At 69.2% G+C, this 15,047-nt stretch carries 18 protein-coding genes; 13 read left to right on the top strand and 5 right to left on the bottom strand.

All coding sequences use genetic code 11. The features are described from left to right. Nucleotide 1: 1 nt before the first annotated feature. The 4 genes from JN22_RS15900 to JN22_RS15885 form a co-directional block, all read right to left on the bottom strand. Nucleotides 2-487, bottom strand: a complete 486-nt coding sequence (locus JN22_RS15900; RefSeq protein WP_085554901.1) for a DUF488 domain-containing protein — start codon at nucleotides 485-487, stop codon at nucleotides 2-4. Further along, nucleotides 487-897 carry a hypothetical protein gene (locus JN22_RS15895; RefSeq protein WP_085554900.1) on the bottom strand — a complete coding sequence of 137 codons (411 nt, stop codon included), beginning with the start codon at nucleotides 895-897 and terminating at the stop codon, nucleotides 487-489. The genes JN22_RS15900 and JN22_RS15895 overlap by 1 nt, the downstream gene beginning before the upstream one ends. A 62-nt stretch (nucleotides 898-959) precedes the next feature. After that, entirely contained in the window at nucleotides 960-1,376 is a 417-nt protein-coding gene (locus tag JN22_RS15890) for a hypothetical protein (protein ID WP_085554899.1), read from the bottom strand. A 169-nt stretch (nucleotides 1,377-1,545) separates the two neighbouring features. After that, complete coding sequence (locus JN22_RS15885) at nucleotides 1,546-2,058, bottom strand: YciE/YciF ferroxidase family protein (protein WP_085554898.1); 513 nt, start codon at nucleotides 2,056-2,058, stop codon at nucleotides 1,546-1,548. A 227-nt stretch (nucleotides 2,059-2,285) separates the two neighbouring features. On the opposite strand from JN22_RS15885, the gene JN22_RS15880 reads away from it, so the two are divergent. Continuing rightward, nucleotides 2,286-2,498 (top strand): DUF6898 family protein, encoded by a 213-nt coding sequence (locus JN22_RS15880; protein ID WP_085554897.1) that lies wholly within the window; start codon nucleotides 2,286-2,288, stop codon nucleotides 2,496-2,498. Between the two features lie 304 nt (nucleotides 2,499-2,802). Beyond that, entirely contained in the window at nucleotides 2,803-3,162 is a 360-nt protein-coding gene (locus JN22_RS15875) for a hypothetical protein (RefSeq protein ID WP_085554896.1), read from the top strand. Nucleotides 3,163-3,360: 198 nt separating this feature from the next. On the opposite strand, the gene JN22_RS15870 is transcribed toward JN22_RS15875, so the two are convergent. Continuing rightward, complete coding sequence (locus JN22_RS15870; RefSeq protein ID WP_085554895.1) at nucleotides 3,361-3,804, bottom strand: MucR family transcriptional regulator; 444 nt, start codon at nucleotides 3,802-3,804, stop codon at nucleotides 3,361-3,363. A gap of 534 nt (nucleotides 3,805-4,338) precedes the next feature. Between JN22_RS15870 and rpiB the strand changes: the two genes are divergently transcribed. From rpiB to JN22_RS15815, 11 genes are all read left to right on the top strand, one after another. Beyond that, nucleotides 4,339-4,776 carry a ribose 5-phosphate isomerase B gene (gene rpiB / locus JN22_RS15865; protein ID WP_085557188.1) on the top strand — a complete coding sequence of 146 codons (438 nt, stop codon included), beginning with the start codon at nucleotides 4,339-4,341 and terminating at the stop codon, nucleotides 4,774-4,776. Between the two features lie 160 nt (nucleotides 4,777-4,936). Further along, complete coding sequence (glyA, locus tag JN22_RS15860) at nucleotides 4,937-6,238, top strand: serine hydroxymethyltransferase (protein WP_085554894.1); 1,302 nt, start codon at nucleotides 4,937-4,939, stop codon at nucleotides 6,236-6,238. A gap of 34 nt (nucleotides 6,239-6,272) precedes the next feature. Further along, a complete protein-coding gene (gene nrdR, locus JN22_RS15855; RefSeq protein ID WP_085554893.1) occupies nucleotides 6,273-6,737 on the top strand; it encodes a transcriptional regulator NrdR in 465 nt (154 codons plus the stop codon). 1 nt (nucleotide 6,738) lies between these two features. Beyond that, nucleotides 6,739-7,842, top strand: a complete 1,104-nt coding sequence (gene ribD / locus JN22_RS15850; protein WP_223677751.1) for a bifunctional diaminohydroxyphosphoribosylaminopyrimidine deaminase/5-amino-6-(5-phosphoribosylamino)uracil reductase RibD — start codon at nucleotides 6,739-6,741, stop codon at nucleotides 7,840-7,842. A 272-nt stretch (nucleotides 7,843-8,114) separates the two neighbouring features. Beyond that, nucleotides 8,115-8,702 carry a riboflavin synthase gene (locus tag JN22_RS15845; protein WP_085554892.1) on the top strand — a complete coding sequence of 196 codons (588 nt, stop codon included), beginning with the start codon at nucleotides 8,115-8,117 and terminating at the stop codon, nucleotides 8,700-8,702. Beyond that, entirely contained in the window at nucleotides 8,699-9,838 is a 1,140-nt protein-coding gene (gene ribB / locus JN22_RS15840) for a 3,4-dihydroxy-2-butanone-4-phosphate synthase (RefSeq protein WP_085554891.1), read from the top strand. Before JN22_RS15845 ends, ribB begins: the two co-directional genes overlap by 4 nt. 19 nt (nucleotides 9,839-9,857) lie before the next feature. Next, a complete protein-coding gene (locus tag JN22_RS15835; protein ID WP_085554890.1) occupies nucleotides 9,858-10,322 on the top strand; it encodes a 6,7-dimethyl-8-ribityllumazine synthase in 465 nt (154 codons plus the stop codon). 36 nt (nucleotides 10,323-10,358) lie between these two features. After that, a complete protein-coding gene (gene nusB, locus JN22_RS15830) occupies nucleotides 10,359-10,925 on the top strand; it encodes a transcription antitermination factor NusB (protein WP_085554889.1) in 567 nt (188 codons plus the stop codon). Nucleotides 10,926-11,141: 216 nt separating this feature from the next. Continuing rightward, nucleotides 11,142-12,146 carry a thiamine-phosphate kinase gene (gene thiL, locus JN22_RS15825; protein ID WP_085554888.1) on the top strand — a complete coding sequence of 335 codons (1,005 nt, stop codon included), beginning with the start codon at nucleotides 11,142-11,144 and terminating at the stop codon, nucleotides 12,144-12,146. 63 nt (nucleotides 12,147-12,209) lie between these two features. Then, nucleotides 12,210-12,668, top strand: a complete 459-nt coding sequence (locus tag JN22_RS15820) for a hypothetical protein (protein ID WP_085554887.1) — start codon at nucleotides 12,210-12,212, stop codon at nucleotides 12,666-12,668. Between the two features lie 216 nt (nucleotides 12,669-12,884). After that, nucleotides 12,885-14,987, top strand: a complete 2,103-nt coding sequence (locus JN22_RS15815) for a sodium-translocating pyrophosphatase (RefSeq protein ID WP_085554886.1) — start codon at nucleotides 12,885-12,887, stop codon at nucleotides 14,985-14,987. Nucleotides 14,988-15,047 lie beyond the last annotated feature (60 nt).

The raw sequence follows: 15,047 nt of genomic DNA, 5'->3' as shown, positions 1-15,047 counted from the left end.
GTCAGAAGGAAGCGGCGCCGCCGGGCGGCGCGGCGCGCAGATGCTCCACCGTGAAGCCGAAGCGGGCGGTCAGCGCCTCGGCGACGCGCAGGCGGTGGCAGACATGGGGCTCGGCCTCGAAGCAGAGCAGGCAAGCGGGCGCCGGGGCGGCGATCCCGGCGGCGCGCACCAGATCATGCTCGGCCTCCGGCGTCGCCATCTTCTCGGCGACGATGGTCCAGAAGCGGTCCATCCGGCCGAGATGCGCGGCGACCCGGCCCTCCTTGGGCGTGCCGAGCCCCTTGAGATGGACGTAGCCGATCCCGGCCTCGGCCAGCCCGGCCGACAGCGGCGTCTTGGAAAAGCCGGCCCGCCGCGACAGCGGCAGCTCGCGCACGTCCAGCACGGTGGCGACGCCGCGCGCCCTCAGCGCCGCGATCACCGCGTCGAGCGAGGCGCGCTCGTAGCCGATGGTGAAGAGCGGCGCGGTGCGGGGCGGCGGAGTCATCACGCGACCGCGTTGCGGATCATGTAGTCGGCGATGTCCTTGGGCTTGACCTTGACCTCGACCAGCGGCTCGTCGGCGGTCATCGCCTTGGCGACCAGCAGGCTGTTCTGCACGTTGGTCAGGGCGATGCGGAAGATTCCGGCGGCGCCCTTCAGGCGGGGGTAGTAGGTCGGGTCGATGGTCTTCTCGCGGCGGCCGAGCCGGGCCAGCGCCTGTTCCTCGTCCAGCCCCTCGACCTCCTGGGAATGGACCAGCTTCCAGTCGGTCTCGCCGCCCCAGCCGGCCTCGGCGGCGGCCTTCGCGGCGGCGGCGTCATCGGCGACGCCCAGCTTGTAGGTGTGCTTGCCCTGCCCGACGTCGGACGCCCATTTCGTCAGGGCGGCGCTGCGCGCCACATAGATCACGGCCATCGGCCTTGCCCTCCCTCTGCCGGCACGGAGCCTTCGGGGGGACTCTACCGGAACGCGGGCGCCTATTGGAACGAGGATTGGCGCGCCAGCGGCGTGATCAGGATGCGGGTGATGACGTTCTTGCCGAACAGGGCGCTGGCGGCGTCGTCGATCCGCCGGCGCAGGGCCGGGATGTTGGCGATGTTGCCGCGGACGATCCAGCCCTCGTCGATGCCCTTGTAGACGGCGGTCAGGATGGCGTCGTGCAGGCGGGGGATGCTGAGCTGCACCTCGCCGAGCCGCAGGGCGTCGCCGACCTCCAGATTGACCTCGATCTGCGTGTATTTCTCGATGCGGCCCTGGGTGTTCACCACCGGGACCATCAGCGGCCGGATGCGGACCGAGGGCGGCAGGGCGCCGGGCGCGCCTTCCGCCGCGGCGGCCGGATGGGCCATGGCGAGGCCGACGAGAAGACAGAGTGCCAGCAAAGGGCCGCGCATGAAGGAACACCGCGAGAACCGGTCGGGACGGGAAGCCTACCCGGTTCGTCGCGGTGCTTTCAACACTGTCCCCCTCAGGGGAAACCCGGGTGCCGAAACGGTCACGGCGCCGGGTTCGTCATCGGCCTTTCCTTGCCGGCCTCTTGCGCCGCCTTGCGGCCTCCGGCCGCTATGCCGCCTTGCGGCCGCTGGCGGCGATGGCCTTCTTGTTCACGTCGCCGATGGCGAGCTGGTTCAGCTTCAGGTCGGTCTCCTTCTCTTCCTTCAGGGTCTCCTCCAGAAGCTGGGCGACCTTGGTCAGGCCGCAGGCCGTGGCGTAGGCGTGCACGGTGCCGTAGCTGGCGATCTCGTAATGCTCCACCTTCTGCGCGGCGGCGATGAGCGCGGCGTCCTGGACTTCGGGGGCGAGGCCCATCTCCAGTATTTCGTGGGCTTCGCTGATCAGCCCTTCCATCGCGTCGCAGCGCTTGCCGCGCTTGACCACGTCCAGCTCATCGAAGACCTGCTCCAGCCGCTCGATCTGGCCGTTGGTCTCCTCCAGATGACGTTCGAAGGCCTGGCGGAGCTGGGGGGAATGGGCGGCCTTCGCCAGCTTGGGCAGGGCCTTCGTGATCTGCTTTTCCGCGTGGTAGATGTCGCGGATGTCCTCGACCAGCAGATCCTGCATCGTCTTGGCAGCCATGATGGATGCTTCCTTCTTCCACACGATGGGTTTTGGGGTGGTTTTGACGGTTGGATGTCGATGGCGTTCCGGGCAGAGTGGAACGGTGCCCATCAGAACAGGGGCGCGCCGCCGGTGTTCCACGGCGCGTGCCCTGGCCATAGGGTGATGACCCTCTGGAACGGGTGGCGGTTCGCGCGGCGTCCCATGCGCGATCCTTTGGGTTCAATCATCGGGAGGGGTGCCGCATGACCGGTCCTGGCGGCGAGGTGTTGTTCGAGTTCCACCGCGTCGGGAGTTACATGAAGGTGACGGCCATCGACGCGCAGACAGGTGTCGAGGTGTCGGTGGCCGGCCCGGCCAGCGGCAGCGTCGAGCTGCTCAAGCGCACGGCGATGAACAAGCTGCGCTACGTCCAGACCCGCGACGCGCCCAAGCCCGGCGCCAAGCCCGGCCGCTGACGCGCCGCCCGGCGGGAGGGGCGGACAAGAAAACGCGCCGTCGGGGAGTGCCGGCGGCGCGCTCGGAAGTCTGGCTTTTGCTGATGGTGAGCGCTGGCACGCCCGACCGGCGGCCTTGCGGCACGCCTGGCTGCCGGTCGTAGAGCGAACCGCTCAACCCGGACTGTAGACCTATGCATGCCCGTTGGCACTGGTGCAGGGGGTGTAACGCTTGTAGAAACGCGCTCGACGAACGAACGACGGGCCGGGACGCCGGCGGGAGAGCGCGGCGGATCGCAACCGCCGCCCAATCGGGGATTGCAGCATGTTTCGTATGACGTCCTGCCTGCGCGCGGCCATCGCCGCCCTGGGCATCCTGGCGGGAACGCCGGTCCTGGCCGCCGCTCCGGCCTCGCCCCAAGCGGGCGGGCAGCCGCCGATGAGCGTTCCGGCGAACCCGGCCTCCGGCTGCTTCAAGCCGGGCGTGCCGCTGTGCATGGACGACGGGACGACCTTCGTCAGCGCCGACAAGATGTCCGGCTGCCAGTTCGAGGTGAAGGAGTACGTCGACAAGACGATGGCGTATTTGAAATGCCTGAACGACGAGAACATCGCGACCGGGCAGGATCTGACGCGCAACGTCGAGCGTTTCAACTGCCGACTGTCTGGGCGCAAGGGCTGCTGATCGTCAGCGCCTGCCTGGTCCGGTCGCGGCGCGCGGCCGGTTGACGCGAGGGCCCGGACCGGAAGGGGCCGGGCGGCCGCCGATGGTTTCAACCATGGGGCGTGCCATGCAATCAAAAGGAAATGTCGTCCGTCGAAGAAACGCGCGCGGGCCGGCTCCCTTCGGGACGGCCCGCTTTACGCCACGGACACTGTGCGATCAACCGACCTTGCGGCGGGTCTGCCGGCCGGAGCTGCGCCCCAGCCCGATTCGCTTGGCGAATTCAGAACGTTGCGCCGCGTAGTTCGGTGCGACCATCGGGTAGTCGGGCGGAAGGCCCCAGCGCGCCCGGTATTCGTCCGGCGACATGTTGTAGGTCGAGCGAAGGTGCCGCTTGAGCATCTTCAACTTCTTCCCGTCTTCCAGGCAGACGATGTATTCGGGAGTGACCGACTTGCGGATCGGCACCGCCGGCTTCAGCGGCTCCGCCGGGGTTTCGCGGGGCTGGCCGTTAAGTCCGGTCAGCGACGAGTAGACCGTATTGATCACCTCGGGGATTTGCTGAGCGGGCAAAACATTCTTGCTGACATACGCCGATACGATGTCGGCCGTCATCCGCAGCAGCGCGTTGTCGGGTACATCGGCGCGAAGCTGGTCGCTCATTGCACAGTGTCCTGGCTTTTCATTTGTCCGTAGCAACCAAGTTGCATACCGTGATTTGGGTGTCAATATAATTTCGGCAAGAAGCAAATTAGTTGCTTTTGGCCGTCAGAACTGATGACGCCGGCTTAAATCAGGCAACGCTGAAAATCGTTTCCAGGCTGCTGCCGACACCCGGCTTTAAGGATCGTCTAGTAAGGTCCAGCTTTAAATCGACGTCGGACTTGGTTGCGGCAATTGCGCCGGGCCGGGCGCCTATAACGAATCGGCTAACTCCCTTGCTTGATGGAAAGGACAACGATGAGGCGAAATGCGCCCGCGAACTTTCAAGCATTTGGTGGGTTTCCGGCGGGCGCCGCGACGTGAGGCTGCGATTCCCGCGCCCCGCGCGGGGACGGATTCCGGGGCGGGCCCGGCGGCTCCGCCCCGTTCCGTCGCTGGACGCCATGCGTCCCCGTCATGGTGTGGTGGTGGCGGCTGGCGTCGATATCTGGTAGGGTGCGGCCGCTTTCCGCCGCACTGGAGTTTTCCGTCGCCATGACCGCCCGCACCGTAGCGCTCGCCTCCGACCATGCCGGTTACGAGCTGAAGGCTCAGATCGCCAAGTCGCTGGCGGACGCCGGCTACACCGTCCTCGATTTCGGCACCGACGGTCCGGCCTCGGTCGACTATCCGGACTTCGCCGCCGCCGTCGCCGCCGCCGTCACCGACGGCCGGGCCGAGCGCGGCGTGCTGGTCTGCGGCAGCGGCATCGGCATCAGCATCGCGGCCAACCGCCATCCGGGCGTCCGCGCGGCGCTGGTCCACGACGTGACCACCGCGCGCCTCAGCCGCGAGCACAACGACGCCAACGTCATCGCGCTGGGCGCCCGCATCGTCGGGCCGGAGATCGCCAAGGATTGCGTGACCACCTTCCTGAACACGGTGTTCGAGGGCGGGGAGCGGCACAGCCGCCGCATCGCCAAGATGGGCTGAAGGCCCGCGGCCCCAGGATGGGCTGAAGGCCTGCGGCCCCAGGATGGGCTGAAGGCCTGCGGCCTTCGAGGAATTGGGCCTGATCAAGGCCAGCCGGCCGGGGACCGTCCCGTCTCCGGCCGGACGAGCAAGCATTCGACGATTTGAGGAGCCTTCCGCCATGACCAGCACCAACGCCGCCGAGATCGGCCGCTTCTTCGCCGCCTCGCTCGCCGAGACCGATCCCGAACTGGCCCGCGCGGTGCGCGACGAGCTGGTCCGCCAGCAGGAGCAGATCGAGCTGATCGCCTCCGAGAACATCGTCTCCCAGGCGGTGCTGGAGGCCCAGGGCTCGGTCCTCACCAACAAGTACGCGGAAGGCTATCCCGGCAAGCGCTACTATGGCGGCTGCGAGTTCGTCGACGTGGCGGAGAATCTCGCCATCGAGCGCGCCTGCAAGCTGTTCGGCTGCGAGTTCGCCAACGTCCAGCCGAACTCCGGTTCCCAGGCCAACCAGGCGGTGCTGCTGGCCCTGCTCCAGCCGGGCGACTGCGTGCTCGGCATGTCGCTGGCCGCCGGCGGCCACCTGACCCACGGCGCCGCCCCCAACATGTCCGGCAAGTGGTTCAAGTCCGTGCAGTACGGCGTGCGCAAGGACGACCACCTGATCGACTTCGACCAGGTCGAGGCGCTGGCCCGCGAGCACAAGCCGAAGCTGATCATCGCCGGCGGCTCCGCCTACCCGCGCGTCCTCGACTATGAGCGCTTCCGCGCCATCGCGGACGAGGTCGGCGCCTACTTCATGGTCGACATCGCCCACTACGCCGGGCTGATCGCCGGCGGCGTCTACCCGAACCCGTTCCCCTACGCCGACGTCGCCACCACCACCACCCACAAGACGCTGCGCGGCCCGCGCGGCGGCATGGTGATGACCAACCGCGAGGACATCGCCAAGAAGATCAACTCGGCGGTCTTCCCCGGCCTCCAGGGCGGCCCGCTGATGCACGTCATCGCCGCCAAGGCCGTCGCCTTCGCCGAGGCGCTGCGTCCGGAGTTCAAGACCTACGCCCAGGCGGTGCTCGACAACGCCCGCGTGCTGTCGAAGACGCTGATCGACGGCGGCCTCGACATCGTGTCGGGCGGCACCGACAGCCACATCGTGCTGGTCGACCTGCGGCCGAAGAACCTGACCGGCAAGGCGGCGGAAGCCAGCCTGGAGCACGCCGGCATGACCTGCAACAAGAACGGCGTGCCGTTCGACCCGCAGAAGCCGATGATCACCTCGGGCGTCCGCCTCGGCAGCCCGGCGGCGACCACGCGTGGCTTCGGCACCGCCGAGTTCAAGCAGGTCGGCGAGATGATCGTCGAGACGCTGGACGGTCTGGCCGCCAGCAACTCGGGCGACAATTCGGCGGTGGAGGCGGCGATGCGCGAGCGCGTGCGCGGCCTGTGCCGCCAGTTCCCGATCTACCCGACGCTCTGACGCGCCCTTAAAGAAGAAGGGGAGGGGACAAGGAATGCGCTGCCCGTTCTGTGGAAACGAGGACACCCAGGTCAAGGACTCGCGACCGACGGAGGACAACTCGGCCATCCGGCGGCGGCGCTTCTGTCCCAGTTGCAGCGCGCGCTTCACCACCTTCGAGCGCGTGCAGCTGCGCGAGCTGACGGTGGTGAAGAGCACCGGGCAGCGCGAGCCCTTCGACCGCGACAAGCTGCTGCGGTCGATGAAGATCGCGCTGCGCAAGCGCCCGATCGACGCCGACCGCATCGACCGGGTGGTGAACAGCCTGGTCCGCCAGCTCGAATCCTCCGGCGAGAGCGAGATCCCCTCCAAGCAGATCGGCGAGCGGATCATGGAGGCGTTGCAGACGCTCGACCAGGTCGCCTACATCCGCTACGCCTCGGTCTACAAGGACTTCCGCGAGGCGTCGGACTTCAACGAGTTCGTCGAACAGCTGGCGCCGGAAGCCCAGCCGGGCTGAGATGACCAGCGACAGCGACCTCCGTCACATGCGGGCCGCCCTGTCGCTCGCCGCGCGCGGGCTCGGGCGGACCTGGCCCAACCCGGCGGTCGGCTGCGCGCTGGTGCGCGACGGCGCCGTGGTCGGCCGCGGCTGGACCCAGCCCGGCGGACGGCCCCACGCGGAGACCGAGGCGCTCGCCCGCGCCGGCGCCCTGGCGAAGGGCGCCACCGCCTACGTCACGCTGGAACCCTGCAACCATTACGGCAAGACGCCGCCTTGCAGCCTTGCGTTGATCGGCGCCGGGGTCGCCCGCGTCGTCGTCGCCTGCCAGGACCCCGACCCGCGCGTCGCCGGCGGCGGGCTGGCGCGTCTGAGGGATGCCGGCGTCGCCGTGACCTTCGGTGTGTGCGAGGCCGAGGCGCTTGCCCTCAACGAAGGCTTCTTCAACCGCATCCAGCACGCCCGCCCGCTGGTCACGCTGAAGCTGGCGACGACGCTCGACGGCCGCATCGCGACGCGCACCGGCCATTCGCAGTGGATCACCGGCCCGACCGCGCGCGCCTGGGGACACCGGCTGCGGGCGACCCACGACGCGATCATGGTCGGGATCGGCACCGCCTTGGCCGACGATCCCGAACTGACCTGCCGCCTGCCGGGGCTGGAGGAGCGCAGCCCGGTCCGGATCGTGCTCGACAGCCATCTGCGCCTGTCCCCGGACTCGAAGCTGGCGGCGACGGCGCGGACGCTGCCGACCTGGGTGGTGACGCGCGACGATCACGATCCGGCGAGGGCCGCAGCGCTCACCGCCCAAGGCGTCGAGATCCTGCCGGTGACCGCCGGTCCCGCCGGCCGTCCGGATCCGGCCGCCGCGCTGGCGGCTCTGGCCGGGCGCGGCGTCACCCGTTTGCTGGTCGAGGGCGGCGCCACCCTGGCCGGCGCGCTGATGGGGGCCGGGCTGGTCGACCGGCTGGAATGGTTCCGCACCGCCTCGCTGATCGGCGGCGACGGGCTGTCGGCCGTCGCCGGCTTCGGCGTCGACCGGCTCGACGGCATGGCGCGCTTCGAGCGCACCGCCGTCCGCGTCGCCGGGAGCGATCTGGCGGAGAGCTACCGGCGCCTTTGAGCGCTCACGCCTTTTCGTCTTGCGGAGGGCGGCTGAACACGGATGAACACGGATGCGGGCTTCGCCCGCGCACGGATGAGATGGGATGAACGGGTATCCGTGTTCATCCGATCCCATCCGTGTTCATCCGTGTCTCTCATGGTTCTTTCACACGGCTTCGGCTGTGAATCGCCTGCGATCACCCAAGGCCGCATGCCGCGCAACAGTCCGTTGCGGCGCCCGCGTCGTCGTCCGCGCTTCCCCTCGGCGCGAAACCTGCTAAATTCGCCGCCATGTTCACCGGAATCATCACCGATGTCGGGCGCGTCCAAGCCGTGGAACGGCAGGGCGATACCCGGTTCACCATCGAGACCGCCTTCGACACGGAGACGATCGCGATCGGGGCGTCCATCGCCCACAACGGCGTTTGCCTGACGGTCATCGAGAAGGGGCCGGGGTGGTACGTCATCCAGGCGTCCGGCGAGACGCTGTCCAAGACGACGCTCGGCGGCTGGGAAGCCGGCACCCGCGTCAACCTGGAGCGCGCGCTGAAGGTCGGCGACGAGCTGGGCGGGCACATCGTGTCCGGCCATGTCGACGGCGTCGGCCGGCTGGTCGGCTTGCTGCCGGAGGGCGAGTCCATCCGCCTGACCTTCGAGGCGCCGGAAAGCCTGGCGAAATACATCGCCTCCAAGGGCTCGGTCGCCATCGACGGCGTGTCGCTGACCGTCAACGAGGTCGAGGGCGCGCGCTTCGGCGTGAACATCATCCCGCACACCCAGACCGCGACCACCTTCGGTGGCCTGCGGGAAGGCGACGCGGTCAATCTGGAAATCGACATGCTCGCGCGCTACGTCGCGCGGCTCGCGGGGCAGGAATGACGTCCGAATTCCACAAGTATCTGTCGTCGGCCGAGGAGATCCTCGAAGAGGCGCGGCAGGGCCGGATGTTCATCCTGGTCGACGACGAGGACCGCGAGAACGAGGGCGACCTCGTCATCCCCGCCTCCTGCGCCACGCCGGAAGCGGTCAACTTCATGGCCAAGCACGGGCGCGGCCTGATCTGCCTGACCATGGACCAGCCGAACATCGAGCGGCTGCGCCTGCCGCTGATGGCCCAGCAGAACGCGTCCCGCCACCAGACCGCCTTCACCGTCTCGATCGAGGCGCGCGAGGGTGTCACCACCGGCATCTCGGCCGCCGACCGCGCCCGCACCATCGAGGTCGCCATCGACCCGAAATCCGGGCCACACGACATCGCCACGCCGGGCCACATCTTCCCGCTGCTGGCGCGCGACGGCGGCGTGCTGGTCCGCGCCGGCCACACCGAGGCGTCGGTCGACATCGCCCGCCTGTCCGGCCATTCCCCGGCCGCCGTGATCTGCGAGATCATGAACGACGACGGCACCATGGCCCGCCTGCCGGACCTCGTGCAGTTCGCCCAGTTCCACGGGCTGAAGGTCGGCACCATCGCCGACCTGATCGCCTACCGCCGCCGCACCGAGACCATCGTCGAGCAGCGTCTGGCCGGCACGCTGGACAGCCGTTTCGGCGGCCGGTTCCAGACCTACGTCTACACCAACAAGATCCATTACGCGGAGCACATCGCCCTGGTGCGCGGCGACATCTCCGGCGACGAGCCGGTGCTGGTCCGCATGCACGCCCTGTCGGTGCTCGACGACGTGCTGGGCGACCGCAACTCCGGCCGCGCCGACGAGTTGCAGGCGTCGATGGAGCTGATCGCCAAGGAGAACCGCGGCGTCATCGTGCTGCTGCGCGAGCCGCAGCCGAACGGCCTGTCGTCGGTCCTCAAGGCCCGGCTGGAAGGGCAGGCGGGCAGCGCGCCCGAGCTGCGCGACTACGGGGTCGGCGCGCAGATCCTGCTGGATCTCGGCGTCCGCTCGATGGTCCTGCTGTCCAACCGCAAGAAGTCGATCATCGGGCTGGAGGGCTACGGCCTGACGGTGGTCGGCCACCGCGCCATCCACCCGGCCTGCGCCGAAAAGGGCGCCGACTGATGGACGCGCGCGCCGCCGGATGACCGACACGCCCCACATCATGGTCGTGGACGCCCGCGTCCACGAGGACATCGCCGAGGAGCTGGCGCGCGGCGCCGTCGCGGAACTGGACCGCGCCGGCGCCACCCACATCCGCTACGGCGTGCCCGGCTGTCTGGAGATTCCGGCGGCGATCCTCTACGCCATCCGCTCGATGGATTTCTTCACGGCGCGCAAGCGTTTCGACGGCTATGTCGCGCTCGGCTGCGTGATCCGCGGCGAGACGACGCGCTACGACACCATCTGCGCGGAAAGCGCGCGCGGCCTCCAGGAGCTGGCGCTGCGCTACGCCCTGGCGGTCGGCAACGGCATCCTGACCGTCGAGAATCGCGAGCAGGCCTGGGTCCGCGCCACCGTCGGATCGAAGAACATGGGCGGGGTCGCGGCGCGGGCCTGCCTTGACATGATTGACCTGAAGCGCAAATTCCGCCTCTATCCGCGCTGATCCCGATATTTCCTCTTTAGCGACTGCAAAACGACCATGAGCAACGACGACGCGGCCCCCCCCGCGAAACCCAAGCGCGCCAACGGCAAATCCGGGGGCCGCAAGACCGGCGGCGGGTCCGCCAAGGCCCGGCGCAAGGCTGGCCGTCTGGGCGCCGTCCAGGCGCTGTACCAGATCGACCTGACCGGCACCCCCGTCGAAACCGTGGTCGGCGAGTTCGTCGCCCATCGCCTGGGCGAGGAGATCGACGGCGCCAAGTTCGTGGCCGGCGACCCGCAGCTCTTCGCCGACATCGTGCGCGGCGCCATCCACCGCCGGGCCGAGGTCGACAGCGTGCTGACGGCGGCGCTCGACCCGCGTTTCCCGCTCGACCGGCTGGAGCTGCTGCTGCGCGCCATCCTGCGCGCCGGCGCCTACGAGATCGCGGTCCATCTCGACACCCACCCGCGCATCCTGATCAGCGAGTATGTCGACGTCGCCCACGCCTTCTTCGCCGGCCGCGAGCCGGCGATGGTCAACGGCGTGCTGGATCATGTCGCCCGCGCGCTGCGCGCCGAGGATCTGGCCAGGCCCGATCCGTCCCGCACCCCCTCCGAGGGGTAACGGCGTGCCGGACGCGCTTGCTCCCTCCCTGGATTTCTCCCCCTCTCCCCCGCGGGGAGAGGGCCGGGGTGAGGGGGGCGCGTGGCGGCGGGAATTGGGATTGGGCGGGGCGTTCCCTGCCATCCCGGCAGGCTCCGCTCCGCATCCCCCTCACCCCAACCCTCTCCCCGGGGGGGAGAGGGGGCCTACCGGGAGGAATGACGGGGGAAGCGCCCAATGACCAACCCGGACACCTCCCGACCGCTCGGCGAGTTCGGCCGCATCACCCGTTTCTTCAAGCCGCTCGCCGCCGGCTTTCCCGGCGCGCGGGGGCTGCGCGACGACGCCGCCGTCTTCGCGGTGCCGCAGGGGCGCGAACTGGTCGTCACCACCGACGCCCTGGTCGCCGGCGTGCATTTCTTTCCCGACGACCATCCCGGCGACATCGCCGCCAAGCTGCTGCGCACCAACCTGTCCGACCTCGCCGCCATGGGCGCCGAGCCGCTGGCCTATTCGCTGGTCACCGCCCTGCCGCGCGGCATCGACGAGGCGTGGCTGACCGCCTTCGCGGCCAGCCTCGGCGAGGACCAGGAGCGTTTCGGCATCACGCTGACCGGCGGCGATTCGGTGTCCACCAGCGGCCCGGTCACCCTGTCGGTGACCGCCTTCGGCCTGGTGCCGGCCGGCCGCGCGCTGCCGCGCTGGGGCGGGCGCCCCGGCGACGGGCTCTACGTCACCGGCTCCATCGGCGACGCGGCGCTCGGCCTCCAGGTCGCCCTCGGCAAGCTCGACATTCCCGACGAGGGCACGCGCGGCCACCTGCTGCGCCGCCTGCGCCGGCCGGACCCGCGCACCACCATCGGCCCGCGCCTGATCGGTCTGGCGGGCGGCGCGCTCGACGTCTCGGATGGGCTGGTCGCCGACCTCGGCCATCTCTGCGAGGAATCCGGCTGCGCCGCGCTTCTGGAGTCGGCCCTGGTGCCGCTGTCCGACGCCGCGCGCGGCGCCATCGACGGCGACCCCGAGCGGCTGGTGCTGGCGCTGACCGGCGGCGACGATTACGAGCTGCTCTTCTCCGCCCCCGATTCGGCGGGCGAGGCGCTGGCCGCGCTGGCGCGCGACACCGGCGTGCCGATCACCGCGATCGGCCGTTTGACCGAGGGCGCCGCCGGAACCGTCGCCGTGCTGGACGGGCAGGGCGACCCTCTGCCGATCCGCCGGCCGGGCTGGGACCATTTCTGACCGCCTGATTTCCGCCCGTCCGCCGCAACCGCCGACCTTCCTTCCCCCACGAGGACGCCGCCCATGGTCAAGGCCCTGATCGTGCTGGTGCTGGGCATCGTGCTGCTGGGCGGCGCCGGCTTCGGCGGCTGGTTCGTCTACAACAAGTACCTCGTCCCCCAGGAGGGGGCCGAGCCGAAGAAGGTCGAGCCGCCGCCCAAGCCGCCGACCGGCTTCGTGCGCCTGCCGCCGCTGGTCGTCCCGATGCTGGGCGCCTCCCGAGTCGAGCAGTTCGTCACCGTCGTCGTGACGGTGGAGGTGCTGCTGGAGAAGCAGCCGATGGTCCAGGCCAACCAGACCCGCATGACCGACGCCTTCCTGACGGCGCTCTATGGCGGGGTCGCCGACAAGTCGATGATGAATGGCGGCTTGGTCAACCTCCCTGCCATAAAAGAAAAACTCGCCGAGGCCGGCACCAAGGTTCTTGGCCCCGGCGTGGTGCAGAATGTCCTGATCCAGGCGGTGACGCAGCGCAATCTTTGACGCTCTTTCGCGCCGCATCAAATGGGGTCTGGCCGAAAGTCAGCTATGACCAAGGAGAAAGGCTTGGCCAATTCGCCGCGCCGGCGGCGACATGGTGGCGGTTGCCAAGCCGCTGATCCTTCGGCATGCTTTTGTGGAGAATACTTGCGCCCGACTTCTCCCCTTACTTTCGGGAGTCGGCTTTCGCGGGCGGACCCATAAAAATCGGGGGATGCGATGGCTTTAGCGTTCATCGTCATCATTGCCAGCGGGCTTCTTGCGCTGGCCTACGGTTATCGTGCCGGAAAAGAGGTCATGGCCGCGTCGCCGGGGTCGGAGCGGATGCAGGCCATCGCCGCCGCGGTCCAGGAGGGCGCGCGCGCCTACCTGAACCGCCAGTACACCACCATCGCCGTGGCCGGCGTCGTGCTGCTGCTGATCCTGGGACTGACCCTGGGGCTGCCGGTGGCGGTCGGTTTCCTGATCGGCGCGCTGCTGTCGGGGGCGGCCGGCTACATCGGCATGAACGTGTCGGTGCGGGCCAACGTCCGCACCGCGCAGGCGGCGACCCAGGGGCTGGCCCCGGCGCTCGACATCGCCTTCAAGGCCGGCGCCATCACCGGCATGCTGGTGGTCGGGCTCGGGCTGCTCGGAGTCGGCGTCTATTACGGGATCCTGACCACCATCTACCGCGTCACCGACCCGGTGCAGGTCCGCACCGTGCTGGAGGCGCTGGTGGCGCTGAGCTTCGGCGCCTCGCTGATCTCGATCTTCGCGCGGCTCGGCGGCGGCATCTTCACCAAGGGGGCCGACGTCGGCGCCGATCTGGTCGGCAAGGTCGAGGCCGGCATCCCGGAGGACGATCCCCGCAACCCGGCGGTCATCGCCGACAATGTCGGCGACAACGTCGGCGACTGCGCCGGGATGGCCGCCGACCTGTTCGAGACCTACGCCGTCACCATCGTCGCCACCATGCTGCTGGCGGCGATTTTCTTTTCCGGCGAGGTCGTGCGGCTGCTGCTGGTCTACCCGCTGGTGATCGGCGCGGTGTGCATCGTCGCCTCGGTCGCCGGGACCTTCGCGGTCAAGCTGGGCGCCAGCAACAACATCATGGCGGCGCTCTACAAGGGGCTGGCGGCGACCGCCGGCATCTCGCTGGTGCTGATCCTGATCGTCACCGCCATCATGTTCGGCTTCAACCGCGCGCTGGTGATGACCAACGGCCTTTCCATCACCGGGCTGAACCTGTTCGTCTCCTCGCTGGTCGGGCTCGGCGTCACCGGGCTCCTGGTGTGGATCACCGAGTTCTACACCTCGACGGCGTTCCGGCCGGTGCGCAGCATCGCCAAATCGTCGGAGACCGGGCACGGCACCAACGTCATCCAGGGGCTGGCGGTGTCGATGGAGGCGACCGCCCTGCCGGTGCTGGTGATCTGCGCCGGCATCCTGATCGCCTACGGGCAGGCTGGCATCTTCGGCATCGGCATCGCCGCGACGACGATGCTGGCGTTGGCCGGCATGGTGGTGGCGCTCGACGCCTACGGGCCGGTGACCGACAACGCCGGCGGCATCGCCGAGATGTCGGAGATGCCGAAGGACATCCGCGTCACCACCGACGCGCTCGACGCCGTCGGCAACACCACCAAGGCGGTGACCAAGGGCTACGCCATCGGCTCGGCCGGTCTGGCGGCGCTGGTGCTGTTCGCCGCCTACGTCCAGGATCTCGGGCACTATTTCCCGAACGTCGCCGTCGAGTTCCGGCTGAACGACCCCTACGTCGTCGTCGGGCTGCTGATCGGCGGGCTGCTGCCCTACCTGTTCGGCTCGATGGGCATGACCGCGGTCGGCCGCGCCGCCGGCTCGGTGGTGGTCGAGGTGCGGCGCCAGTTCCGTGAGATCCCCGGCATCATGGAGGGCACCGCCAAGCCCGACTACGGCCGCGCGGTCGACATGCTGACCAAGGCGGCGATCCGCGAGATGGTGATCCCGTCGCTGCTGCCGGTGCTGGCCCCGGTGGTGCTCTATCTGGTCATCGCCGCCATCGGCGGGCAGGCGGCCGGCTTCGCGGCGCTCGGCGCCATGTTGCTCGGCACCATCGTGACCGGCATCTTCGTCGCCATCTCGATGACCTCGGGCGGCGGCGCCTGGGACAACGCCAAGAAATACATCGAGGAGGGCAACCACGGCGGCAAGGGGTCCGACGCCCACAAGGCGGCGGTGACCGGCGACACGGTCGGCGACCCCTACAAGGACACCGCCGGCCCGGCGGTCAACCCGATGATCAAGATCACCAACATCGTGGCGATCCTGCTGCTGGCGATCCTGGCGCAATTCTCGTAGGAGTGGCCGCGACCCGGCACGAAAAAGGGCGGGACCGTCCGGTTCCCGCCCTTCGTCATT

This window comes from Azospirillum agricola, assembly GCF_020005195.1.
In the GTDB taxonomy this organism is placed as follows: domain Bacteria; phylum Pseudomonadota; class Alphaproteobacteria; order Azospirillales; family Azospirillaceae; genus Azospirillum; species Azospirillum agricola.
The sequence above is the reverse complement of the archived record's forward strand: the minus strand, read 5'-3'. Positions and strand labels throughout refer to the sequence as shown.